Origin of the sequence: Streptomyces sp. NPDC127595 (assembly GCF_042671685.1) — a bacterium.
GTDB lineage: Bacteria > Actinomycetota > Actinomycetes > Streptomycetales > Streptomycetaceae > Streptomyces.
Genome location: NZ_JBHXWK010000021.1, coordinates 21,573 through 45,151, shown reverse-complemented (window position 1 = coordinate 45,151; position 23,579 = coordinate 21,573). Strand labels below are relative to the sequence as shown.

General features: G+C 71.6%; 18 protein-coding genes. 9 read left to right on the top strand and 9 right to left on the bottom strand.

Annotation, left to right across the window (positions count from 1 at the left end):
• Nucleotides 1-39 precede the first annotated feature (39 nt).
• Nucleotides 40-1,605, top strand: coding sequence for an APC family permease (locus ACFVKT_RS39035; protein WP_385741357.1), 1,566 nt, complete (start codon nt 40-42; stop codon nt 1,603-1,605).
• Between the two features lie 57 nt (nt 1,606-1,662).
• Nucleotides 1,663-3,213 (top strand): GMC family oxidoreductase, encoded by a 1,551-nt coding sequence (locus ACFVKT_RS39030; RefSeq protein ID WP_385741354.1) that lies wholly within the window; start codon nt 1,663-1,665, stop codon nt 3,211-3,213.
• A gap of 73 nt (nt 3,214-3,286) precedes the next feature.
• On the opposite strand, the gene ACFVKT_RS39025 is transcribed toward ACFVKT_RS39030, so the two are convergent.
• The 4 genes from ACFVKT_RS39025 to ACFVKT_RS39010 all read right to left on the bottom strand — a co-directional run bounded on the left by ACFVKT_RS39025 (nt 3,287) and on the right by ACFVKT_RS39010 (nt 11,539).
• Nucleotides 3,287-8,086 carry a hypothetical protein gene (locus tag ACFVKT_RS39025; protein WP_385741351.1) on the bottom strand — a complete coding sequence of 1,600 codons (4,800 nt, stop codon included), beginning with the start codon at nt 8,084-8,086 and terminating at the stop codon, nt 3,287-3,289.
• A 78-nt stretch (nt 8,087-8,164) separates the two neighbouring features.
• Entirely contained in the window at nt 8,165-9,043 is an 879-nt protein-coding gene (locus tag ACFVKT_RS39020) for a hypothetical protein (protein ID WP_385741348.1), read from the bottom strand.
• 112 nt (nt 9,044-9,155) lie between these two features.
• A complete protein-coding gene (locus ACFVKT_RS39015; RefSeq protein ID WP_385741345.1) occupies nt 9,156-10,682 on the bottom strand; it encodes a hypothetical protein in 1,527 nt (508 codons plus the stop codon).
• A gap of 152 nt (nt 10,683-10,834) precedes the next feature.
• The gene (locus ACFVKT_RS39010) at nt 10,835-11,539 is read right to left on the bottom strand and encodes a GntR family transcriptional regulator (protein ID WP_385741342.1); all 705 of its coding nucleotides are present in this window, start codon (nt 11,537-11,539) and stop codon (nt 10,835-10,837) included.
• Nucleotides 11,540-11,718: 179 nt separating this feature from the next.
• Between ACFVKT_RS39010 and ACFVKT_RS39005 the strand changes: the two genes are divergently transcribed.
• Genes ACFVKT_RS39005 through ACFVKT_RS38985 form a run of 5 tightly spaced genes read left to right on the top strand, consistent with a single transcriptional unit; the run spans nt 11,719 to nt 16,135 of the window.
• Nucleotides 11,719-13,038, top strand: a complete 1,320-nt coding sequence (locus ACFVKT_RS39005) for an MFS transporter (protein ID WP_385741339.1) — start codon at nt 11,719-11,721, stop codon at nt 13,036-13,038.
• A complete protein-coding gene (locus ACFVKT_RS39000; RefSeq protein ID WP_385741336.1) occupies nt 13,035-13,877 on the top strand; it encodes a putative hydro-lyase in 843 nt (280 codons plus the stop codon). Before ACFVKT_RS39005 ends, ACFVKT_RS39000 begins: the two co-directional genes overlap by 4 nt.
• A gap of 19 nt (nt 13,878-13,896) precedes the next feature.
• Nucleotides 13,897-14,655: a LamB/YcsF family protein gene (locus ACFVKT_RS38995; RefSeq protein WP_385741333.1), complete on the top strand. Its 759-nt coding sequence runs from the start codon at nt 13,897-13,899 to the stop codon at nt 14,653-14,655.
• Nucleotides 14,652-15,269: a 5-oxoprolinase subunit PxpB gene (gene pxpB / locus ACFVKT_RS38990; RefSeq protein WP_385741330.1), complete on the top strand. Its 618-nt coding sequence runs from the start codon at nt 14,652-14,654 to the stop codon at nt 15,267-15,269. Before ACFVKT_RS38995 ends, pxpB begins: the two co-directional genes overlap by 4 nt.
• Nucleotides 15,266-16,135: a biotin-dependent carboxyltransferase family protein gene (locus ACFVKT_RS38985; RefSeq protein WP_385741327.1), complete on the top strand. Its 870-nt coding sequence runs from the start codon at nt 15,266-15,268 to the stop codon at nt 16,133-16,135. The genes pxpB and ACFVKT_RS38985 overlap by 4 nt, the downstream gene beginning before the upstream one ends.
• Before the next feature lie 25 nt (nt 16,136-16,160).
• On the opposite strand, the gene ACFVKT_RS38980 is transcribed toward ACFVKT_RS38985, so the two are convergent.
• From ACFVKT_RS38980 to ACFVKT_RS38960, 5 genes are all read right to left on the bottom strand, one after another.
• The gene (locus ACFVKT_RS38980) at nt 16,161-17,018 is read right to left on the bottom strand and encodes an SGNH/GDSL hydrolase family protein (protein WP_385741324.1); all 858 of its coding nucleotides are present in this window, start codon (nt 17,016-17,018) and stop codon (nt 16,161-16,163) included.
• Nucleotides 17,015-18,169 (bottom strand): glycosyltransferase, encoded by a 1,155-nt coding sequence (locus ACFVKT_RS38975; protein ID WP_385741321.1) that lies wholly within the window; start codon nt 18,167-18,169, stop codon nt 17,015-17,017. The genes ACFVKT_RS38980 and ACFVKT_RS38975 overlap by 4 nt, the downstream gene beginning before the upstream one ends.
• Complete coding sequence (locus ACFVKT_RS38970) at nt 18,166-19,290, bottom strand: glycosyltransferase family 4 protein (protein ID WP_385741318.1); 1,125 nt, start codon at nt 19,288-19,290, stop codon at nt 18,166-18,168. Before ACFVKT_RS38970 ends, ACFVKT_RS38975 begins: the two co-directional genes overlap by 4 nt.
• A gap of 139 nt (nt 19,291-19,429) precedes the next feature.
• On the bottom strand, nt 19,430-20,848 hold the full coding sequence (locus ACFVKT_RS38965; protein WP_385741315.1) for a HEAT repeat domain-containing protein: 1,419 nt from the start codon (nt 20,846-20,848) through the stop codon (nt 19,430-19,432).
• A 300-nt stretch (nt 20,849-21,148) separates the two neighbouring features.
• Nucleotides 21,149-21,541 carry an ankyrin repeat domain-containing protein gene (locus tag ACFVKT_RS38960; RefSeq protein ID WP_385741312.1) on the bottom strand — a complete coding sequence of 131 codons (393 nt, stop codon included), beginning with the start codon at nt 21,539-21,541 and terminating at the stop codon, nt 21,149-21,151.
• Between the two features lie 260 nt (nt 21,542-21,801).
• Here ACFVKT_RS38960 and ACFVKT_RS38955 point away from each other — a divergent pair, with 260 nt between their 5' ends.
• Both ACFVKT_RS38955 and ACFVKT_RS38950 read left to right on the top strand, forming a co-directional pair.
• The gene (locus ACFVKT_RS38955) at nt 21,802-21,996 is read left to right on the top strand and encodes a hypothetical protein (protein ID WP_266824614.1); all 195 of its coding nucleotides are present in this window, start codon (nt 21,802-21,804) and stop codon (nt 21,994-21,996) included.
• A gap of 37 nt (nt 21,997-22,033) precedes the next feature.
• Complete coding sequence (locus ACFVKT_RS38950) at nt 22,034-23,578, top strand: hypothetical protein (RefSeq protein ID WP_385741308.1); 1,545 nt, start codon at nt 22,034-22,036, stop codon at nt 23,576-23,578.
• Nucleotide 23,579: the final 1 nt, after the last annotated feature.

The window sequence follows — 23,579 nt, the reverse complement described above, 5'->3', positions numbered from 1 at the left end:
CCCGCCCGGGAGAACTTCCCCCTTTCCAGGAGGCCGCTCATGACCACCACGGCTCAACCACCCGAGAAACACAGTCACGACGACTCGGAGCTCAACGAGTTCGGCTACAAGCCCGAGCTCAAGCGCACGCTCGGCAACTTCCACACCTTCGCCGCCGGCATCAGCTACATCTCCATCCTCACCGGTACGTTCCAGCTCTTCTACTTCGGCTACGGCAGCGGCGGACCCGCCTACTGGTGGTCCTGGCCGATGGTCTTCATCGGCCAGTTCATGGTCGCGCTGTGCTTCGCCGAACTCGCCGCCCGCTATCCCGTGGCCGGCTCCGTCTACAACTGGTCGAAGAAGGTGGGCAACCCGCACGTGGGCTGGCTCGCGGGCTGGACCATGCTGCTCGCCTCGATCGTGTCGATCGCCGCCGTGGCCCTTGCTTATCAGTTGACGCTTCCTCAGATCTCTTCCGTGTTCCAGTTCGTGGGCGACGGCACCGGCAAGTACGACGTCGCCACCAACGCCGTGCTCCTTGCCTCCGTACTCATTGTCTTCACCACCCTGGTGAATGCCCTCGGCGTGAAGCTGATGGCCAGAATCAACACGGCGGGCGTCTTCATCGAGCTGATCGCGACCGTCGTACTGATCGTGCTGTTCGCGGTCCACATCACGCGCGGTCCGCAGGTCGTCATGGAGACGAACGGCACGGGAGCGGGCATGCCCGGCGGCTACCTCGGCGCGTTCCTGGTGGCGTCGCTCGCGTCCGCGTACGTGATGTACGGCTTCGACACGGCCGCGTCGCTCGGGGAGGAGTCCGTGGACCCCTCGCGCAACGCGCCGCGCGCCATCCTCCGCGCCATCATCGCCTCGTTCGTGCTCGGCGGACTCGTCCTGCTGTTCGCCCTGATGAGCGTCTCCAGCCTGAAGGGCGAGCAACTCTCCACGGACGGCCTGCAGTACATCGTCCTCAACGTGCTCGGTGAGAACGCGGGCAAGGCCATGCTGTGGTGCGTGTTCATCGCGGTCACGGTGTGCGCCCTGGCCGTGCATACGGCGGCGATCCGGCTGGCCTTCGCGATGGCCCGCGACAACAATCTGCCCGCCGCCTCCAAGCTGGCCAAGGTCAACCCGCGGTTCCAGACCCCGGTCCTGCCCGCGGTGATCATCGGCATCCTGGCGCTGGCGATCCTGGTGGTCAACATCCGCCAGCCGCAGATCTTCACCGTGGTCACCAGCATCGGCATCATCATGATCTACCTCGCGTATCTGGGGGTCACCGTGCCCATGCTGGTCGCCCGGTTGCGCGGCAAGTGGCAGCCCGCGGGCGACGGCAAGTTCTCGCTCGGCCGCTGGGGCCTGGTCGTCAACATCGTCGCGGTGCTGTGGGGCACGGCGATGACGGTCAACCTGATCTGGCCGCGCTCCGCGGTCTACAACGCGACCCCTCCGTTCCACTGGTATCTGCAGTGGGGTGCGCTCCTCTTCGTCGGCATCGTGATGGGAGGCGGCTTCGCCTACTACTGGTTCGTGCAGCGGCACCGGACCGGGGTGCTCGCCGAGCACCAGTTCCAGCAGGCCCCGTCCGTCCCGCCCGAGGCAGCGACGGCGGCCGAGTAAGCGCACCGAAGTCAACAGCGACCGAGTAAGCGTCTGACTCAAGGAGGTCAACTCCCCATGAACGCAGATGAGTTCGACTACGTCGTGGTCGGTGGCGGCACCGCCGGCAATGTGGTCGCGGCCAGGCTCTCCGAGGACCCGTCCGTCACGGTGTGCGTGCTGGAGGCAGGGCCCAGCGACGTCGGCGACGACGACGTCATGAAGCTGGAGCGCTGGATGGGCCTCCTTGAGTCCGGCTACGACTGGGACTATCCGATCGAGCCGCAGGCCAGCGGCAACAGCTTTATGCGGCACGCCCGCGCCAAGGTGCTGGGCGGCTGTTCCTCGCACAACTCCTGTATCGCCTTCTGGGCACCCGCCGAGGATCTGGACGACTGGGCCGCGGCGGGCTGTACGGGGTGGAGCGCGGCGGAACTCTTCCCGCTCTACCGGCGGTTGGAATCGAACGACGCTCCCGGCGACCACCACGGCCGCACCGGCCCGGTGAAGCTGCGCTCCCTGAAGGGCGAAGACCCTTGCGGCACCGCCCTGCTGGAGGCGTGCGCGCAGGCCGGCATTCCCACCACCGCCTTCAATTCGGGCCGGACCGTGGTCCGCGGCGCCAACTGGTTCCAGATCAACTCCGACGAGAACAACATCCGCCAGTCCTCATCAGTGGCGTACCTGCACCCGATCATCGGGAAGCGGCCCAACCTGGAGGTACGCACCGGAGTTCGGGCCAAGAAGCTCGTCCTCGACGGCCGTCGCTGCGTCGGCGCCGAGTACCTGGACCCGGACCTGATCCACACCCGGACGGTACGCGCCCGCCGCGAGGTCATCGTGTCCTGCGGATCCATCGACACGCCCAAGCTGCTCATGCTGTCGGGCATCGGGCCCGCCGAACAACTGCGCGAGGTCGGGGTCGAGGTGGTGGTGGACTCGGCGGGCGTCGGCGAGAACCTCCAGGACCACCCCGAGGGCGTCATCATGTGGGACGCCAAGCAGCCAATGACCACCACCTCCAGCCAGTGGTGGGAGGCGGGCATCTTCTACGACACCGAACCGGGCCTGGACCGGCCGGACCTGATGTTCCACTACGGCTCGGTGCCGTTCGACATGAACACCCTGCGCTGGGGCTATCCGACGTCGGAGAACGCCTTCTGCCTCACCCCGAACGTGACCCGCGCCAAGTCGCGCGGCACCGTGCGGCTGCGCACCCGCGACTACCGCGACAAGCCCGTGGTCGACCCTCGCTACTTCACGCACGAACACGACGTGCGCGTGATGACGTACGGCCTGAAGCTGGCACGGAAGATCGCGTCACAGCCCGCGCTCAGCGGCTGGGCGGGCGCGGAGCTGGCCCCCGGACCAGATGTCCGCACGGACGACGAGCTGCTCGACTACATCCACAAGACCCACAACACCGTCTACCACCCGTCCTGCACGGTGAAGATGGGCGCCGACGACGACACCTCGGCCCCGCTCGACGCCCGTCTGCGCGTCAAGGGGATCGAGGGCCTGCGGGTCGCGGACGGCTCGGTGATGCCGGACCTCATCTCCGTCAACCCGTGCATCACGACGATGATGATCGGCGAGAAGTGTGCCGACATGCTGAAGGAGGACGCGTAAAGCGTCCCTTCAGGGGCGCGGGGAACTGCGCGACCAGCCACAACCGGTCCGCAGGTTCCCCACAACCGTTCGTCTACGAGACGCTCGGCGCCGGGCGCTTGAACATCCGCGTCGCCGTGATCTCGGTATGCACAGCTTCCCCGGCGGGAGCCTCGCGCGGCAGCCCCGGCCGGAGATGTTCCTCCACGCTGATGTACTTGAGCCCCGCGCGCAGGTCGGCGTCATTGCGCAGCCGGATGACGAGCGGGAACTCCGCGAGCGCCGTGGTGTCGAACAGCCCCGTCGTGTAGAGGAGTTGGACACCGAGCGCGTCCGACACAGCGCGCTGGAGCTCCAGCAGATACGTCGCGTTGGCGCGCCCGATGGGGTTGTCCAGGAACAGCGTGCCCGCGTGCCGGTGCCTGTCGCGCCCCCGGTCGTTGCTGCGCAGCGCCGCCATCGTGCAGTACAGCGCGATGGCGGCGGTGAGCAGCTGCCCACCCGAGAACACGTCGCCCATCTGCCCGACGGGCACACGCTCGGCGCGCAGCACGGCGTCCGGTTTGAGGATCTCGACGGCGACGCCCTTCGGCTGGAGCGCGGCGCCGACCCCGCGCAGCAACAACGACATCCCGTCTCGGCGCATGTCCGAGTTCTTCTTGACCGCCGCCCGGGTGGCCTCGTCGACGACCTCGCCCAGCCGCTCGGCGAGCGTGGCCTGGTCGGGCTCCTCGAACCGGATGCGCAGGAACTCCTGCCCGGACCACTCGCCGAGCCCCTCCGGCAGGCGCGACAGCCGCTGCGCGGACCGCAGGGTGGCGAGCGCCGACTCGACGAGCCCGCGCAGCCGGTCCACGATCGAGTCCCGGTTGCGCTCCAGCTGCGCCAACTCGTCCGTCAGGACCCGCAGTCGGGGCGCGAAGGCGTCCGCCCACTTCTGGGCGTGCTCCGGCAGCGCGGACGCGGGCAGTTCACGGATCTGCTGCCGCGCCGGGGTACGGACCTGCTCGTACCGCGTGGAGTTGGCATGCCGTACGAGGATGTCCGAGGCCTCGCGCACAGCGGCCTCGGCGGCGGAGAGGTCGGCGGCGCAGCCGCGCAGCGAGCGGCGGGCCTCGGCGGCCGAGTGCCGTGCCTCTTCGAGGCTGCCGGGGTAGGGCTCGGTCTCCTCGTGCTCCTCGTCGGAGTGTTCGCGCAGCAGGTCCCTGAGCAGAGCGGCCGTCTCGTCGAAGCCGCCGCCCGCGTCCTCGGCGGCCCGGTGGGCGGCGAGGAGTTCGGCGTGGGCCTCGCGCGCCCGGCTCAACGCCTCGGTGCGGGAGGCGAGTTCACCGGTGGCCGCGCGCAGCAGCACCTGTGCGTGCTCGGCGTCGCGCGGGACCAGGTCCTCCGACAGCTCGGTGTGGGCCTCGCCGTCCTCGGGCGCGTGCCGCTCGGCCTCGCCGCGCAGCCGCCCGAGCTGCTCGCTCGCGGTCGACATCCGGGTCTCCAGGAGCTGCACCAGCTCCTCGGCGCGGGCGGCCGCGGCCTGCCGGGAGGGCCCGTCGGAACCGTCCGTCGACTCCAGGAGCTGCCCCGCGCGTGTACGCACTTTGTTGCTGAGCCGGTCCCATTCGGCCAGCGCCGAGCTTTCCTCGCTCTCGGCCCGCGCCTGCTCGGCCCGCAGATCGGCGCCGACGCCGACCTTCTCGTACAGCTGCGACGCCGCCCGGTACGCCTCGCGGAGGGCAGGCAGGGACGACTTCGCGGCCGTCGACTCGTCTTCCGGTACGTCGTCCGGGGCGCCCGCGATCTCCGCGCGCTCGGCGCGCAGTGCGCGGGCGGTGCGGCGTGCGTCGTCGGCGGCGCGCTGGGTGGCGCGGCGGTCCTCGTCGGCGGCGCGGGCGCGCTCCAGGCAGACTTGGGCCCGGGTCTCCGACTCCGTTGCCTCGTCGGCGAGTTCGCGCACCTTGACCTGCCAGCCGGCCCGCTCGCGCAGCCGGAACGCGAGCCCGGCGAGAGCGTCGGCGGCGCGCCTGGCGCGCTGGGCGGCCTCCTGCCGCTCGTCCCGTACCAGGGCTGCCTCGGCCGCGGCCTCGTCGGCTTCGGCCCGTACGGTGCGCGCCTCGGTCAGCTCGGCCTCGGCCTCCTCGGCGAACGCGCGCGCGTCCCGTGCCGCGGCGGCGAGTTCGACGAGCCGCCCCGCGGGACAGCCGGTGCGCCAGGACGCGAGCCGCGCCGCAAGCTCACGGTCCTTGGCGAGCCGTCCTGCCAGCTCACGGATCTCCTCGTCCCGCCGCGTCGCGCGCGTGCGCAGCGCCTGCCGCTCCTCGTCGGCGGCGTGCTCGTCGTGCATGGCCGGGTTCGGCGGTACGAGGAAGACGTCACCGTCGCCCGCGTCGGGCGCCGGAGTCGGGGCGAGCAGCGCGGCGGCGGTACCGACGGCCACCGCGGACCTCGGCAGCAGGGCGGCGTCGGTGAGCGCCTCGCGGGCCCGGGCGTGTGCGGCCGGGTCGGTGATGATCACGCCGTCGACCAGTTCGGGCCGGGCGGCCAGCACGCGCGCGTGGTCGACGGGGTCGACGGCCTGCGCGAGGTAGCGCCAGCCCGGAAGCGCCGGGATCCCGTGCTCGCCGAGGAACTCGACGGTGGCGAGCACGTCCGGGCCGGGTGGCAGCAGCCCCCCGTCTCCGAGCGCCCCGAGGATCCGCGCGTCGTCGGCCGCGGCGGTGCGCAGGTCGAAGAGCTGACGCTCGGCGGAGGCGACACCGTCGTCGAGCAGCTCGCGCAGTTCGTCGGCGTACTGGTCCAACTGCTCGGGGGCGAGAGCGTGTTCTTCCGTCGGCCACGTCTCGGTGAGAGCCTTGCTCGCCCCACCGGCCGCGCTCCCCGAGCGGGCAGCCGCCGCGCCACCGTCGCCGCCTTGCGCGCCAGGTCGCCTGCGCGCCGTACCGCCCGTGTCGGCGCCGATGCGGTCGGAGTCGTCGCCCACCGCCCCGCGGCCCGCGGAACCGTCCGCTCCGGCGCGGGGCACCGGCACCCCACCGCGCCCTCCCCCGGAGACACCGGAGACACCGGGCAGGCTCAACAACTCCGCCAGCCGCTCCTCCCCCGCCAGCCCCTCAGCGGTCCCCCGCTCGGCCTCGTACGACCGCTCGGCCGCCGTCGCCGCGTCCGCCGCGCGGGCTGCCGTCAGCTCCGCACGGGACGCCTCGGAAGCCGCCTCGCGGGCGTGCTCCGAGGCGTGCCGCGCGGCCTCCCGTGCGGTGTCCCAGGCGGCTACGGCCGTCTTCTCGGCGTCGCTGGCGGCGAGCGCGGCCCGCGCCGGGTCGGCGTCGGGGGCGCTGTCGTCGAGCCACCCGGCCCGCACCGCCTCGGCGGTCTCCTGCTCGACCTCGCTCAGGCGCTGACGCAGATGCCCGACCTCACTGCGGGCACGCTGCGCGGCGGTGGCGGCGGCCGTCGCGTCCGCGTGGGCCGTCTCGCCGACCTCCTGGAGCCCGGCGGACCGCTCCTCCTCCTCGTTGGCGTGCTCCTCGGCGCCCTCGGCGGCGCGGTGCAGGGCCCGTACGAGGTCCACGGCGGCCTTGGCCCGTGCGGCGAGCGCCGGCGCGGCATCCCGCTCGGCCTCGCGGATCGCGGCGGCCACGCGCGCGGAGCGGTCGGCGGCCGAGCGATGGCGCAGCACGGCCTCTGCGGCCTGCCAGGCGGAATGCAGCGTGCGCGCGTCGGCCAGCTCACGCTTCTGCGCGGCAGCGGCCTTCTCGGCGCCGGCGAGTGCCAACGAGGCGTGACGGTAGGCCAGTTCCGCCGAGATCAGCGCGCTCGTCGAGCGGGCGTGCTCGGCCTCGGTGACGGTGTGCGCGGCGCCGGTGACCCCCTGCGCCAGCTCGCCTGCCCGGCCCCGCTCGCGTACGGCACGCGCGGACAGACGCCTGGCCAGGGTCCTCGTACGCCGCTCGGCCCCCGCGTGGATGTCACGCGCGCGTGCCCGTCCCTCGGCGGCTTCCACGATTCGCCCGAGCAGGTCCACGGAGCCGGCCGTGAAGTCCCGCTCGGCGATGAGTTCGGCGCGCCGGCCCAGCTTGTTGCCGAAACCGCCGACCAGGTCGGCGAGTCCGTCCGTGTCCCGGGTGTCGGTGACCGCGCGCAGCAGCAGGTCCGTGAAGTCGGAGTCCTTCTTGACCGCGAAGAGACCGGCGGCCTCACCCTCGTCGGCGTTCATCTCCCGCTGGTAGCGGAAGAGTTCGGGGTCCAGGCCCAGGTCTCCGAGGTGTTCGTTCCAGCGGTCGTGGATCTCCTCCCAGTGCACTTCGAGGTGCGGGTACGCCTTGCCCGCCTCGGTGATCGCGTCCCGGAAGCCCTTCATGGTGCGCCGTCGCCCCTGCGCCCCGGACGCGCCTTCCACGGGCGGCCGTACGGCGGTGGCCTCGGCGACCGGCAGATTGTCCAGGCTCAGTCCAGGGCCGGGCCGGAACGAGTACCAGGTCTCGGCGAACTTCCGCGGGTCGTTGGAGACCTGGCGCCCCCGCCACTCGCTCACCTTGCCGACGACCACGCACTCACCGGTCAGCGTGTGCTGCCACTCCAGCGCCACATGGCCGCAGTCGTCGGCGAGCAGGAACTTGCGCAGCACACCGGAACTGGCGCCGCCCAGCGTGTTCCGGTGCCCCGGCAGCATCACCGAGAAGATCAGCTTGAGCAGTACCGACTTCCCGCCGCCGTTCTCCAGGAAGAGCACACCCGCGGGCGCCGGGCGACGCGGCGGCCCGACGGGTTCCACTTCGAAGAACTCCGCCTGGGTGGGCGCGGGGTCGGGCACCGGCTGACCCACTCCTCGCAGGTCAAGCACGGTGTCGGCGTAGCGCGCACCGGCAGGCCCGATGGAGTAGAGGCGGACCCGGGACAGCTCGTACATGGCGGCGAACTCTCGTAGTCGTAAAGGGAGTTGTGACGGTCGGTCGGTACTGACTTGGTCGGTTGTCGAGCGGCTCGGTCAGGAGTGGAAGGGCAGTCCGGCGCCCACCGCCAGCTCCACGTCGTCGGTGTCCTCGGCGGGCATGAGAGTCGCGGTGCCGTCGGTCACCGGGACGATGCCCAGCTCGAGGAGCTCGGCCATGGCCGCGCTGCCGGCCATGTCACGGACCTGGAGCTGATAGCGGGCCGTCGTCCGGTACGTCCCTCCGGAGTCGTCCCCGGTGCGCTGCAGAAACCCGGAGTCTGTGAGGAACGCGACGGCCTTGCCGATGATTCCGGTGGTGGAACCGGCCAGTCTTCGCGCGTCCTTGGTGGCCCCGGTGGAGCTGCGCCGGGCCCAGATCCGCCAGGCCGCCTCCAGTCCCGGCGCGTCCGTCGCCGGATCGCTGTTCTGCCCCTGCTCCTCGGCCCGCTCCTCCAGCCGGCGGCAGGCCTGTCGTACGAACGCGTCGACTCCGTTGACCGAGACCCGTCCGATGTACCCGTCGTCCGCGAGGTCCTCGGGGCGGGGAAAGGACATGGCGGCGACGGCGAGATGGGCGAGCCCGTGCAGGAACCGGTCTCCCGAGTCGGTCGAAGCCCGACGCGCGTAGTCGCCCATGCGGACGGCGAACACGGAGTCCTCGGCGGCGGTCACGGCCATCCCCGCCCGCGGGGACACCTCCAGGACGACCAGCCCCAGCCCGGCCGCCACGGCGTCCGCGAGCCGCGCGAACGGCGGGTCCTCGCGGTACCGCCGCAGCAGCTCCGCGTACTCCTGGTCGCGCGCGGGCTGCAGCTTGGGCTGCAGCCCGAAGGCGACCAGCCGCGCGGCATCGGCGGCGTCGGCGGGCGTGATGGGCGCGTTGGCCGGTACGGCAACGGCCTCCGGCTCACTCCACTCGACGTGCTCGGTCACGGTTGAGACTCCTTGATCTGACAAACGAAGCTGCGGAGAAGCGCCCCCTCAGGGGCGCGGGGAACTGCGCGACCAGCCACAACCGGCCCGCAGCCAAAGGACAACCCACAGATCACGCCGCCTCCGACCTGCCCGCTGCCATCCCGACCGCATCCAGCAAGGCCATGCCCACGATGAGATCCGCCCCGCCGAACTCCGGATCATCCAGCTCGGTCCCGTCGTCCACGGCGAACAGCAGCTTCGCCTCACCCTGCCGGTAGGCGGTCCCGACCGGCGGGCTGGCCGCGTGCACGGCCAATAGGGCAACCAGGTAAGGCAGTTCGGGATCCCGCCGCCGGGCGTCCGCAAGCAGCCCGGACAACCGCCGCGGCGCATCCGCGGGCAGGTCGAGAAGCTCCATGGCGCTCGCCAGCTGCTCCTCGCTGAACCGGCTGTCGTCGGGCGTGGCGATCAGATCCGGCTCGGGCATCTCCGCGCCCAGGTGCTCCCGCTCCATGGGAGGCGTCAGCAGTATGTCCACGAGGTCCCCGACCCGCACCGACACCGGCGTACGCAGCCCCGTCCCGCGGGCGAAGAACGCGTCCGTCACCCGCAGCGCCTGCTCGACCGGCAACGGCAGCACGGGCGCGACGAGATGACCGTAGAGATCTATCCCCGAGGTCGTCATCGGCGTGGCGAAGGCCTGCCGGTCCTGCTCGGCGCGGAACAGCGGCCCGGCCTCCAGGAGCCGGGACTGCAACTGCGTGTGCCTGCGGATGCAGTCCTTGACGATGTCGACGAGCTCGGCGGCACGCCGCTTCTGTTCGGGGTCCTCGGAGCCGTCGCGGGCCTTGCGGATGTTGGTGAGGATCGCGTTCTCGTGGCGGTACCGGTCGGCGACATGGTCGAGGGCCTCCGCGATCATGTCGGGCACGGCCTCCAGCCAGTCGACGGCCCGCACATTGCGCCGCGTCGCGTCCAGCGCCCTGCGGAGCGTCTCCGAGAACTGCACGGTCCGGTATCTGGCCTGCTCGGCGGCGAGTTGGGCGTCGGCGAGCCGGCCGCGGCTGATCAGCACCTCCAGCTTGACCTCTGCGGCGATCTGCGCACTGGTGACGTCGGTGTCGAGGGCACCCACGAGCACGTTGACCGCTTCATCCGTCGTACGGAGATACACACTTCCGCCGTATCCGGGGACTTCCTCGATCAGCTTGAAGTCGTAGTCCCGGCGTACATAGGAGCCGTCCGGCGCGAAGGTGCCGTATACGGCACGGAAGCCGCGGTCGACGCTGCCGACGTTGATCAGGTTCTCCAGGACCCAGCGGGCGACGCGCTCGTGCTCGGCCACCGGCCGCTGCGGAGCCTGCGCGGCGATGCGCGGGATGAGCCTGGCCACTATCTGGTCGTGGTCGGCGCCCGTGTCGAAGTCCATGTTCAGCGTGACGAGGTCGATGGCGGCGAGGGCCACCTCCGCCATCCCGTAGACCGAGTACTCGCCGGCGAGATTCGCTTTGCGTACGTCGAGGTCGTGCAGCGGCGCGGTGCAGGCGAGCGCGCGCAGCCGCCGCGCCAGCCCCTCGTCGGCGGCCGGGCCCGGAGCGGGGCGCGGCCCCGCGCTGAGCTGGGGCGGAACGCTGTCCGTCGATGCAGGCGAAGTCACGTTGCACAGACTAGGTCCTCGGTCTGACAACGGTCGAAACGACGCAGAAGCGACCCCCGTCACATCGGCCATGACCACGCGGAAGGACACCAGCCGCGCCCACGCAGAAGCAACCACCGTCACAACAGCCGTACCGCCCGATCCCGCCGCTCTCAGTCAACCCCCTGCGCCCCGTCACCCACCCGCCGCCCGTACACAGCCACAAGACCCTCGCGCGAGTCGTCGAGATAGACCGCGAGCAGTCGCTCGGCCCCGTCCCGGTCGCCCTTCTGGAGGGTCTGGAGGATCTCGCGGTTGCGCGCGAGATACGGCTCGTGGAGCCGGCGCGGGTCGTCCACCACGTGGAACGCGAGGCGCAGTTCGGCGAAGACGCTGCGCATCAGCTCGTCGGTGCGGGCGCTCCCGGCGAGCGCGACGAGCTCCCGGTGGAAGTGGATGTTGGCCGTCGAGACGCCCGTCCACTCGCCTTCGCGCGCCGCCCGCTGCCCGTTCGCCACGGCTGCCGCGAGGCCGTCCACGGCGTACGGCGGCTCACCGAGCCCCCGGACCACGGCGCACTCGACGAGCGTGCGGGTGCGGTAGATGTCCTCGACGTCCTCGACGGTCAGGACCCGCACAAAGACCCCGCGGTTGAGCTCGTGGACGAGCAGCCGCTCGTGTGTGAGCAGCCGGAACGCCTCGCGCAGGGTGTTGCGCGAGACGCCGAGCGCTCCGCCGATGCTGTCCTCGGACAGCCGGGTGCCGGGCGGGAAGTACCCCTCGGCGATGCGACTCCTGAGGATGTCCGCGACCCGCTCGGCGGTGCTGGTACGGCCCAGCAGGGCCCGATCGTCGGCCAGTCCGGTCAGCTCTGCCATGTCCGGAATTCAATCGCAGATACAAGAACGAAACAACATGGGTATTGAGGGATTGTTCAACGATCCTCTACCTTGTCGGTCAGGCGCCTGTCGCATGGCTGCGAAAACACGGCGCCCACGCGCTTCCCGCACGGCACGGCTCAGTCCAAGCACCCTCCGTCCCTCATTGCGAGGTGCCCATGAGCACGACCCCTCCACCCCAGGCCCTGACCGCCGAAGACCGCTCCGAGGCGGCTGAACCCACCACCCAGGACGGCCCGTTCGCCTGGCTGCAGGCTCTCGGTCCCCGCGGCCGCCGCGCCTTCGCCGGTGCGTTCGGCGGCTATGGCCTCGACTCGTACGACTACTTCACCCTGCCGCTGAGCATGGTCGCGCTGGCGGCGTACTTCGGCCTGGACAGCGGCCAGACCGGCCTGTTCACCACCGTCACGCTGGTCGTCTCCGCTGTCGGCGGCGCCATCGCGGGCGTGGTCGCGGACCGGATCGGGCGCGTCAAGGCCCTGATGATCACCGTGATCACGTATGCGGTGTTTACCGTGGCCTGCGGTTTCGCGCCCAACTACGAGACGCTGCTGGTTTTCCGCGCCCTTCAGGGGCTCGGTTTCGGCGGCGAGTGGGCGGTCGGCGCGATCCTGGTCGCCGAGTACGCGAGTCCCAAGCACCGTGGTCGTACGCTCGGCGCGGTCCAGAGTTCGTGGGCCGTCGGCTGGGGACTGGCCGTGATCGTCTACACGGTGGTCTTCCAGTTCCTCGACGACGACCTCGCCTGGCGCGTGATGTTCTGGACCGGCGCGCTGCCCGCGCTGCTCGTCGTCTGGGTGCGGCGCAGGGTGGAGGACGCTCCGAAAGCGACCGCCGTGCGTGAGAAGAGCGCCAAGAAAGGCTCGTTCACGGCGATCTTCAAGCCCGCCACGGCCGACGCTCCCGGCCTCCTGCGCACCACGTTCTTCGCGGTCCTGCTGTCGACGGGTGTCCAGGGCGGCTACTACACGCTCGCCACCTGGGTGCCCACCTATCTCAAGACGGAGCGCGGACTATCCGTCGTCGGCACCGGGGGCTACCTCACGTTCCTGATCTCCGGGGCCTTCATCGGCTACCTCACCGGCGGTTACCTCACCGACAGACTGGGCCGCAAGCGCAACATCCTGCTCTTCGCGATCCTCTCGGCGGTGTGCATCCTCGCGTACGCCAACATCCCGAGCGGCGCCAACACCCTTGTCCTGGTGCTCGGTTTCCCGCTCGGCTTCTGTATGTCGGCCATCTTCAGCGGCTTCGGCTCCTTCCTCAGCGAGCTGTACCCGACGGCGGTGCGCGGCACAGGACAGGGCTTCACGTACAACACCGGGCGCGCCGTGGGCGCCGTCTTCCCCACCACGGTCGGTTTCCTGGCCGACAGTTGGGGCGTGGGCGGGGCGCTGGTCTTCGGCGCCATCGGATACGCCCTCGCGGCGCTGGCGCTGATCGGGCTCCCCGAGACACGCGGAAAGGAACTCCTGTGACGGCCACGTCCGCTGTGCTCCATACCCCCCAGGACCGCCCGTTGAGCCTCCTCGACAGCCACGCGCACGCGTGGACCCCCAAGAAGGCGCGCGCCAGGTTCCGTTCGGGCGTGTCGGGTCCCACCGCCGGAGTCGCCGCGGGCCACACCCAGGCGAACCTGATCTCGGTGCCCGCAGACTGGGCGTACGACATGCTGCTGTTCTGCCAGCGCAACCCGAAGCCCTGTCCGGTCCTCGACGTCACCGACGCCGGTTCCTGGACCACTCCGCTCGCCGAGGGCGCGGACCTGCGCACCGATCTGCCGCGCTACCGGGTGTGGGAACACGGCGAGTTGGTGGCCGAGCCCACGGACGTGGTCGGTCATTGGCGCGGCGACCTGGTCTCGTTCCTCATCGGGTGCAGCTTCACCTTCGAGTGGGCGTTGAGCGAGGCGGGCGTCCCGATGCGCCACCTGGAACAGGGCCGCAACGTCTCCATGTACGTGACGGGCCGCCAGTGCCGTCCGGCCGGGCGGCTGCACGGCCCCATGGTGGTCTCGATGCGTCCGGTTCCGCCCGAGCATCTGGCCGCGGCCATCCGGGAGAGCAGTCTGCTGCCCGCCGTGCACGGAAGTCCGGTGCACTGCGGTGAGCCGTCGGGTCTTGGCATCGGGGATCTCGCGCACCCCGACTTCGGCGACCGGGTGGACGCCGAGCCGGGCGACATCCCGGTGTTCTGGGCCTGTGGAGTGACACCGCAGGCAGCCGTGATGGCGTCCCGCCCGCCGTTCGCCATCACCCACGCGCCCGGCCAGATGTTCGTCACGGACACTCGTGACGAGCAGTATCGCGTGGCCTGAAGAGGAGAGACAGCACCTGATGACACCGATCGATCTCAACGCCGACCTGGGCGAGGGCTTCGGCCGCTGGCACCTGACCGACGACGAACAGCTGCTGTCCGTCGTCACCAGTGCCAATGTGGCCTGCGGTTTCCACGCCGGGGACGCGATCACCATGCGGCGGGTGTGCGAGCTGGCGGCCGAGCGCGGTGTACGGATCGGCGCCCAGGTCTCCTACCGCGACCTGGCGGGTTTCGGGCGGCGCGCGATGGATGTGCCGCCCGACGAACTGACGGCCGAAGTGGCGTACCAGATCGGCGCCCTGGAGGTCTTCGCGCGTGCGGCGGGCTCGCGCGTGTCGTACGTGAAGCCGCACGGCGCGCTCTACAACCGTGTCGTGCACGACGAGGAGCAGGCGGGGGCGGTCGTCGAGGGCGTACTGCTCGCGGACGCCTGCCTGCCTGTCCTCGGTCTCCCGTCCTCCCGTTTCCTGAAACTGGCCGAGCGGGCGGGACTGCCCACCGTCACCGAGGCGTTCGCCGACCGCGCGTACACCGAGGAGGGCACCCTGGTGCCACGCTCCCAGGACGGCGCGGTGATTACGGACCCGGACAGCGTTCTCGAACGCTCGCTGGGCCTGGCCCGCTTCGGCGTCGTGACCTCGCACTCCGGGGAACGCGTCGCGGTCCGGGCGCGGTCGCTGTGCCTGCACGGGGACACCCCGGGCGCGGTGGACATGGCCCGCCGGGTCCGCGCCGGGCTCGAGTCCGCGGGCGTCCGCGTGGAGGCGTTCGTATGAGGGCACTGCCGGTCGGCGACCGTGCCCTGCTCGTCGAGGTCTCCTCCGGCGACGAGGCACAGGCCCTGCACGCCGAACTGCTGCGCCGCCGCGCGGAAGGCTCCCTCTCGGTCACGGAGATCGTCCCCGCGGCCCGTACGGTCCTCCTGGACGGCCTGGACGACCCCGTGCGCCTGGCGGCCCGCCTCGCCTCCTGGGACATCCCGGCAGTGCCCGCGCGCGCGGAGCAGGCGATCGAGATCCCCGTACGGTACGACGGTCCCGACCTGGCGGACGTCGCGGCCCTGTGGGGCGTGCCTGAGCACCGGGTGCCCGAGATCCACGCGGCCGCCGAATTCCGGGTCGCCTTCTGCGGGTTCGCGCCCGGCTTCGGCTACCTCACGGGCCTGCCGTCCGAGTACGACGTCCCCCGGCGGGCGACCCCGCGTACGACGGTTCCGGCGGGTTCCGTGGCGCTCGCGGGCCCGTACACCGGCGTGTACCCGCGCTCCTCGCCGGGCGGCTGGCAGCTGATCGGGACGACGGACGCGGTGCTGTGGGACCACGCGCGCGTGCCGGCCGCGCTGTTGGCTCCGGGCACCCGGGTCCGTTTCGTACCGACGAGGCGCTCATGACGGACCGGGCTCTGTCCGTCGTACGTGCCGGGGCCCTGACCACCGTCCAGGACCAGGGCCGCCCCGGCCACGCCCACCTCGGCGTACCGCGCTCGGGCGCGCTCGACGGGCCGGCTGCGGCGCTGGCCAACCGGCTCGTCGGGAACGCCTCCGACGCGGCCGTCCTGGAGACGACGCTCAACGGATGTGCTCTGCGCCCGCGTTCGCCGGTCACCGTGGCGGTGGCGGGCGCACCCTGCCAGGTCACCGTGGACGGCCGTCCCGCGCCCTGGGGAGCGGCCCTGCGCGTGCCCGCCGGCGCACTGCTGGACGTCGGTCCCGCGCGCGCGGGACTGCGCAGCTATGTGGCCGTCTCCGGAGGGATCGCCGTGGATCCCGTCCTCGGCAGCCGCTCGACGGACCTCCTGTCGGGCCTGGGCCCGCCTCCCCTGACGGACGGCATGGTGCTGCCCCTGGGCCGCCCCGAAGCCGTCCACACGCGCGTGGACGTGGTCCCGCACCCCGCGCCGCCGTCCGAACTGGTCCTGCGGGTGACGCCGGGCCCGCGCGACGACTGGTTCACGGCATCGGCGCTGCGCACCCTGACCGCCGGTTCCTACCGGGTGTCGTCGGCGAGCAACCGCATCGGCCTGCGTATGGAAGGGCCCTCATTGGAGAGGGCCGTTTCCGGCGAACTCCCCAGTGAGGGCATGGTCCTGGGTGCCGTCCAGGTACCGCCCGACGGCAGACCGGTCGTCTTCCTGGCCGACCACCCGACCACCGGCGGGTACCCGGTGATCGCTGTCGTCCGCCCGGCCGGCCTCCCGGCGGCCGCTCAGGCCGTCCCCGGCACACCGGTCCGCTTCGTGGCCGTACGCCGGCGTTGAAGCGGACCCGGGGGAAGCAGAGCCGTCATGCCGGGTCCGGCTGGTGCTCGGTCACCGACAGGGCGGCCAGCGCGGCGGCCACGGCGTGCGAGGCGCTCAGGTCGAGGCGTGAGCTGGTACCGCGCGCCTTGTGGCGTACTTCGGCGGCGGCGAGGGTGAGCAGTTGCGGCAGCAGGTCAGTGCACCGGCGCGCGACCCACCCGGTCCCGGCGGTGGCCAGCCACCACATGCTCGCCGACCGCGTGGGCGCGGGGAACTCGGGCTCGGCCGAGGGCCGGCCACCGGTGGCGATGCCCTGCTCGGCGAGCAGCGCGTGGAACCGGAGCGCGAGCGCCCGGTGCCCCTGCTCCCCCGGGTGCAGTTTGTCCGCGCTCCACATCGCGCGGTCCTTCAGCCAGTCCTCCTCGGCGGCGTGCAGATGCAGCGCGCCGTGCCGCTCGGACAGTGCGTGCACGACCGCGTTGACGGCCCGCTGCCGCCGGGCCAGCGGCCGCGCCAGCGCGCCCGGCAGCCCGAGCATGTAGCCGGGGTCCGGGAGACAGGCCGTCATCACCACGGCTCCCTGGGCCCGGAACGCGGCGTACACCTTGTCGAGCCGTGCGGCCACGGAGTGGATGTCGAAGGTGTACCGCAGGGTGTCGTTGACTCCTATGACGACGGAGACCACGTCAGGGCCGAGGGCCATCGCCTCGGGCGTCTGGCGCTCCAGCACGTCACGCGTCTGGGCGCCGCTGACCGCCAGGTTGATGAACTCCACGGGTGCGTCCGCCGGGGCGAGCCCCTGCGCGAGCAGTGCGGCCCACCCCCGCCAGGTTTCCCCGACGGGGTCGCCCACCCCTTCCGTCAGCGAGTCCCCGAGGGCCACGAAACGAAGCGGTCTCATCCCACGCCCTCCTGAAGGCGCGGCCGCACCTCGACCACCGCGTCATGCGCGGCGAGGAAGCCCTCGACGGCGGTGTTCCATCCGAAACACTCGGCACGCGCGCGTGCGGCCTCCCTGCGCTCGCCCTCGGGGCGGCTGAGGAGCAGCCGCACCGCGTCCGCGAAGGAGTCCCCGTTGTCCGCGGCGGTCGCTCCGGCGGACCCGATGACCTCCGGCAGGGCGGACAGGGAGCTCGCCACCACCGGCGTACCGCAGGCCATCGCCTCCAGGGCGGCGAGGCCGAACGTCTCGGCGGGCCCGGGGGCCAGGCAGACGTCGGCGGAGGCCTGGAGCGCGCCGAGCGCGGCGCGGTCCGCCAGGTGGCCGAGGAAGGTGACGGGCAGCCTCCGCTCCCGGGCGCGCTGTTCGAGCCGGGCCCGCAGCGGTCCGTCCCCGGCGACGACGAGGACCGCACGCTGTCCGCGCCGCAGCAGCGCCTCCAGCCCGTCCAGCGCCGTACCCGGCCGCTTCTCCACGGACAGCCTGGAGCACATCACGAGCAGTGCCTGGTCCACGCGCGCGTAGCGGGCACGAACCGCGGGATCCCGCAGCGAGGGGTCCCGTCCCACCAGATCGACGCCCAGGGGAGCGCGTACGACATTGCGGGCGCCGATCCGGACGAACTCGCGCTCGGCGAATTCCGTGGTGCACACGACACGCGAATAGGTGTGTGCGGTACGCACGTTGAGGGCGTCGGCGGTGCGCCGGGCCATTCCCTCGGGGAGCCCCCAGGTCCGCAGCACGCCGTCGGCGGTCTCGTGGGAGACCATCACGGCGGGCACCCGGGCCCGCCGCGCCCAGACGCCGGTCCAGCGCAGGGTGGTCCGGTCGGAGACCTCCAGGCGGTCGGGTGCGAGCGACTCCAGGAGCCGCGCGACCCGCCGCTTGTCGGTGAGGACGCGATAGCCGCCGGTGCCGGGCAGCACCGGCCCGGGCAGCGTGATGACACGCCCCTGCTCGGTCTCCCGGTCGGTGGCGCGCTCGCCGGGGACGATGAGCACCGGCTCGTGTCCCGCGTGCAGGTAGCCGGTGCCCAGCTCGCGCAGCGCGGTGCGCAGGCCTCCGGAGGCGGGGGCGACGAAGTTGGCGAGCCGTACGATGCGCAGGCTCATGCCGCCACCACCATCCGCGCGGAGAGCACATCGTTGTAGTGCCCGATGAGCTGATCGCCGACGGCGGCCCAGGTGCGGCCCTCGACCATGTTCCGCGCCGCGGCACCATAGGCGGCCCGGAGCTCCGGATCGGCCGCCAGGGCCCACACCGCGTCCCGTACGGCGTCCGCGTCGCGCGGTGGCACCAGCAGTCCGGTACGCCCGTGGGCCACCAGGTCGAGCGGTCCGCCCGCGGCCGGTGCGACGACGGGCACCCCGCTGGCCATGGCCTCCTGCACGGTCTGGCAGAAGGTCTCGAACGGACCGGTGTGCGCGAAGACGTCCAGCGAGGCGAAGATCCGGGCGAGTTCGTCGCCCGTGCGACGCCCGAGGAAGACCGCTCCGGGCAACTGCTCGGAGAGGCTGGCCTGGCTCGGCCCGTCCCCCACGATCACGAGACGCACGCCTTCCAGGCCGCATACCCCGGAGAGCAGTTCGACCTGCTTCTCGGGGGCGAGCCGCCCGACGTAGCCGACAATCAGTTCGCCGTTCGGCGCCAGCTCGCGGCGCATCGCCTCGTCCCGGCGGTCGGGACGGAAGCGCTCGGTGTCCACGCCACGCGCCCACAGCTTCACCCGCGGCACACCGTGTGCCTCCAGGTCGTTCAGGGCCACGCTGGACGGAGCGAGCGTCCGGTCGGCGGCGGCGTGCACGGAGCGGATGCGCCGCCACGCGGTGGCTTCGCCGGCACCCACGTACGTACGGGCGTATCCGGCGAGGTCGGTCTGGTAGACGGCGATGGCCGGGATGCCGAGCCGGGCGGCCGCGGCCATGCCGCGGACGCCGAGGATGAAGGGGCTGGCCAGGTGAACGATGTCCGCGCGGTGTTCGGTGATGGCCGCGGCGACGCGTCGGCTGGGGAGAGCGACGCGGACCTGGGGGTAGCCCGGGAGCGGAATTGAGGGGACTCGGATGACAGGGCACGGCGCGGTGGCGTCGGGCCCGCTCCCGGCGGCGGTGGCCGGGGCGACGACGAGGGGAACGTGACCGCGATCGACGAGGTGCCGGGCGGTCTGAAGCGCGCAGTGGGCCACGCCGTTCACATCGGGGGGAAAGGATTCGGTCACGATGACGACACGCATACCCGTGTTCTCGCCCCGCTGGACGTGGCCGGGTCAACGTGGATCTTTCCGTACGGGGAACGTCCCATGAGCGTTGGGCTCCGCACCCGTCCAGGTCAGTCCGTGTCCACGACTTCCTGACTCATGAGTCACCGAACGTTCATACGGCGGGCATGTCCGGACCGATTCTGCTCCGTACCGCTGTCTGTACTTCGGCCTCTTCGGCCGGATCCGCCGCCAGCCTGCGCAACTGGTCCACCACCCGCGCATCAGCGGTCTCCGCATGCCGCGCGGCGACCTCGCGGGTGGTCTCCTCGCAGTCCCACAGGCACTCGACGGCGAAGCCGGCGGGGAAGGACGGATCGGTGGCGGCGAGCGCGCGGGCGGCGCGCCCGCGCAGATGGGACGAGGCGGTCTCGCGGTACACATGCCGCAGGACGGGTGCGGCGCAGATGATGCCGAGCCGTCCGGCCCCGTCGACCAGGGTCCACAGTGTGGGGGCGTCGGGGCCCTCGCCCCGTACGGCCTCGCGCAGCGCGCCCAGCACCAGTTCGCTGTCCTGCGTACCGCCCCGGCAGGCGAGCATCCGGCCCGCGGCGGCTCCCAGGGGGTCGGGCCGGTGGGCCCAGCTTCGCGCCCGGTCGACGGCGGCGATGCTCCGCATCCGTTCGAAGGCGTCTACGGCGGCCTCGGCCACTGCCGTCGAACCGGTGGCGGCGGCGCCCTCGATCAGGTCGAGAGCGTCCGGGTCATTGCTGTCGGCGAGATAGCGCAAGGCGGTGCAGCGCGCTCCGTCGCCGCCGTCTCGGGCGGCCTCGATAATCTCGGGCCGGTCCTCGGGACCTGCGACGGCGCTGAGGCAGCGGGCGGCCGGGACATGGAGCGCGGCTCCCCGTTCGATGCCCTGCTGGGCCCACTCGAAGACGGCCTGCACGCTCCAACCCGGGCGGGGCCCGGCCGGTCGCATCTGGCGCTGCCAACGATCGAAGGAGCCCTGTTCCTGGGCGGCACGCACGCGCGTGCCGATGGATTCGCGCGGATCGTCGGCCCACAGCCGCCAGGGCCGTGGTTCGAACGCGTCGCGCACGGTGGCGGCGAGCGCGGCCTCGCCCTCTGCGTCGGCCGGGAAGCGGGCGAGCACGGGGGCGGCCAGGGCGCGCAGGCCGGCGTCGTCGTCGCGCAGGGCCAACTCGTCCAGGGCCCAGGCCCAGTTGGTGCCCGAGGCGGCGTACCTGCGCAGCAGTTCGAGCGCGTCCTGCCTGCCGTACGAGGCGAGGTGCCCGAGGACCGCCAGCGCGAGCCCGGTGCGCGACTCGCAGTCGTCGATGACGTCCTCGGAGTCGAAGAGGTGCCGCTCGATCTCGTCGAGCTCACCGCTCACATCGAGGTAGAGACGGGCGTAGTAAAGGGAGCGGTTCTCCACCTGCCAGTCGTGGCGGGGGTCGCGCAGCACACAGTGGTTCAGCGCCGCGAGCGCCTCGGCGCGCGGTGCGGTGAGCGCGTGCAGCGTGCCGTCGCCGCGACCCCTCTGAAGCAGGCCGAGCAGCGTACCGCTGGGCGCTATGACCGGATCGAACATGGGAAACAGCCTCACATCAAGCGTCGACGCAACCGGGATCCTGCATTACCTGGCCACGTGACAACACGTCGGAGCGCCCGCCGTCTCTTGCTTGCTGTAGACCATCTTCCTCTGCCTCTCGTCGGTGGCCCATGCGGGCCGCATCACGGCCCGCGCGGTGCGGCAACACCTGCCCAGCCATCGCGTCCGTGAATCACGACGTCATGATGACCCAGCGGTTCTTCCCGCCGCGACCGCATTTCCGGCGGCCCCGCTCCGCCTCCCCCATTTTCTTCGTTTCGCCTGTTCAGGGCGTTGAAGTCATCGTGTACCGAACAACTCGAGCAACTCGGTCTTGCCGAACATACGCGCCGTGTCGACGGCCGAGGGAGTGCCCGCGGCCGGATCGGCGCCGCCGTCCAGGAGCGCCCGGATCACCGCCTCCTCGCCCTTGAAGACGGCACCCGCGAGGGGTGTCTGCCCCCGGTCGTTGATGCGGTCCGCCTCGGCTCCCCGCGTCAACAGAGCGCGTACGGCGTCGGCATGGCCGTGATAGGCGGCGAGCATCACGAGCGAGTCGCCACGGTCGTTGGTGAGGTTGGCCGGAACGCCTGCGTCGACGTACGCGACGAGCGCCTCGGTCTCGCCACGGCGCGCAAGATCGAAGATCTTGGTCGCCAGCTCCACGACCTCCGGGTCGGGGGCTTCACTCATCGGCCGGACCACCTCTCACTGCAACCGTTCGGGTGAATCGCCAGAGTACTGGCTCCGCCAGCACATGACCGGCACCCTCTGCGGCAAAGATCACAACGGATTTCCAGGGTGCAACGAGCCTGTTCAGGCTGCCCGAATGGCTCCGCCACTCGGGTGAAATTCGCCGAACTTCACCCCATTGCACCTTTTGTCGTATGGATACATGCTGTGATCCTGGAAGAACTCATGGTGACTGTCCCCCGCGAACCAGGAGAGCTCAAATGATTCTGTCCATCTCAGGCGTCGTCCTTCTCGGCATCATCGTCTTCCTCTTCTTCAAGAAGGACGGGCTCAAGGGGTCGCATGCCTTTGTCGCCGCGCTGTTCGGGTTCTACCTGGCGAGCACGGCCATCGCTCCGAGCATCAAGGCCGGCGGGGAGAGCCTTGCGGGCCTCCTCGGCGGGATCAAGTTCTGACGTCCCTCCCTCTCGTACGCACCATCAGGAGACAGCAGTGGCCCGGCGCCCTCTCCCCCGCATTCTGAGCAACGGCAGCGCGCAGATCGCCCGAAGCCGGGATCTGGCCCGGACGGCAGCCGACAGTGCCACCGACGTCCTCCACCCGCTGATCACGATCACTCGTGGACTGCGCCGGCTGGCGGCTGCCGGGCGGCGCAGGTGGGCCGACACGCCCAAGGACCGGCGCGGGCCACTGCTGTTCCTGGTGGCCTCCGTGGTCCTGGTCGTGGCACTGGTGCCGTACGGACCGCTGCTCGCCGTCATCACACTGATGGCGGCGGCAGCCTGGGCGGGCCGCGAACGCGTCGCGCCTGCCCCCACGGGCCCCGACGAGCCGCAGACCCAGCGCCTCCAGTCGCTGTACGAGGCCCTGGTCCCGTACTTCTCCGCCGCCGAGGACCCCGCTCCCCTCTATGCCCACGGCGGCGACTGGGAGAAGGCCTTCTCGTCGTACGACTTCGACGACGACGGACGCGTGTCCCAGCTCCACCTCCGCTACCCGGCGTACTTCACCGACGGAGAGACGAGTTCGCGCGCCCGGATCGAGCAGCTTCTGCACGCCAAGTCCGGCCGTGGACGGGAGTACCACTTCGAGTGGGACGAGGAGGGCAACGAGCTGAGGATCACGGTCCTCCCGCCGCTCCCCACCGACATCGCCGCCCAGCGGTTCGTGACCGCACCCGGTGAGACGGTCCTCGGCTTCACCGACCCCGCCGACGTCCAGCGCACGCTCCCCCTCACCTACGGTGAGGAACTGCGTGACGTTCCCCCGGTCGTCTGGCGCACCGGGGGCCGCTCCACGGAGCCGCATCTGCTGGTCGCCGGCGAACCGGGCAGCGGCACCACGACACTCCTTCGCTCGATCGCCCTGCAGTGTCTCCAGTACGGCGATGTCGTGATCGTCGAGGGCGCGGGCACCGGCGAGTACGCGTGCCTGACCGGCCGTCAGGGTGTCCTGGCCGTCGAGTGCGGGCTCGCCGGGGCGCTCGCGAGCCTGGAGTGGGCCGCCCATGAGACGGAGCGGCGCCTCATCGCCGCCAACCGCGCCCGGCAGGCGGGCCAGGCCGCGCCGGACGACACCAAGCACCCGCTGTGGATCCTGCTGGACCGCCCGAGCGCCTTGGGGCACTTCGCCGCCGTGGACGGCCGCAACGACCCCCAGTCACTCCTCCAGGTCCCGCTGCGCCATGGCCGCGCGGCCGGGGTCACGGTCGTCGTCGCCGAGCATTTCGAGAGCCTCGACTCCCTCAGCGACGCCGTCCGCCAGCACACCCGCGCGCGCGTGGTGCTCGGTCCCGCGTCCCCCGCCCAGCTGGAAGCGGTCCTCGGCGCACCCCCGCACACCACTCCCACCCGCGACGTACCCCCCGGCCGCGGCTACGCCCGCCTCGGCACCGGACCCGTCCTCCGCCTCCAGGTCCCGGCCACCCCGGACCCCTACGACGACGCGACCAGCGAGACCCACCGCAGGGCGGTCCTGAACCTGCTCCCGGAGCGGACAATCCCTGCGGAGGCCGAGATCAGCCCGTCCGGCGTTTGAG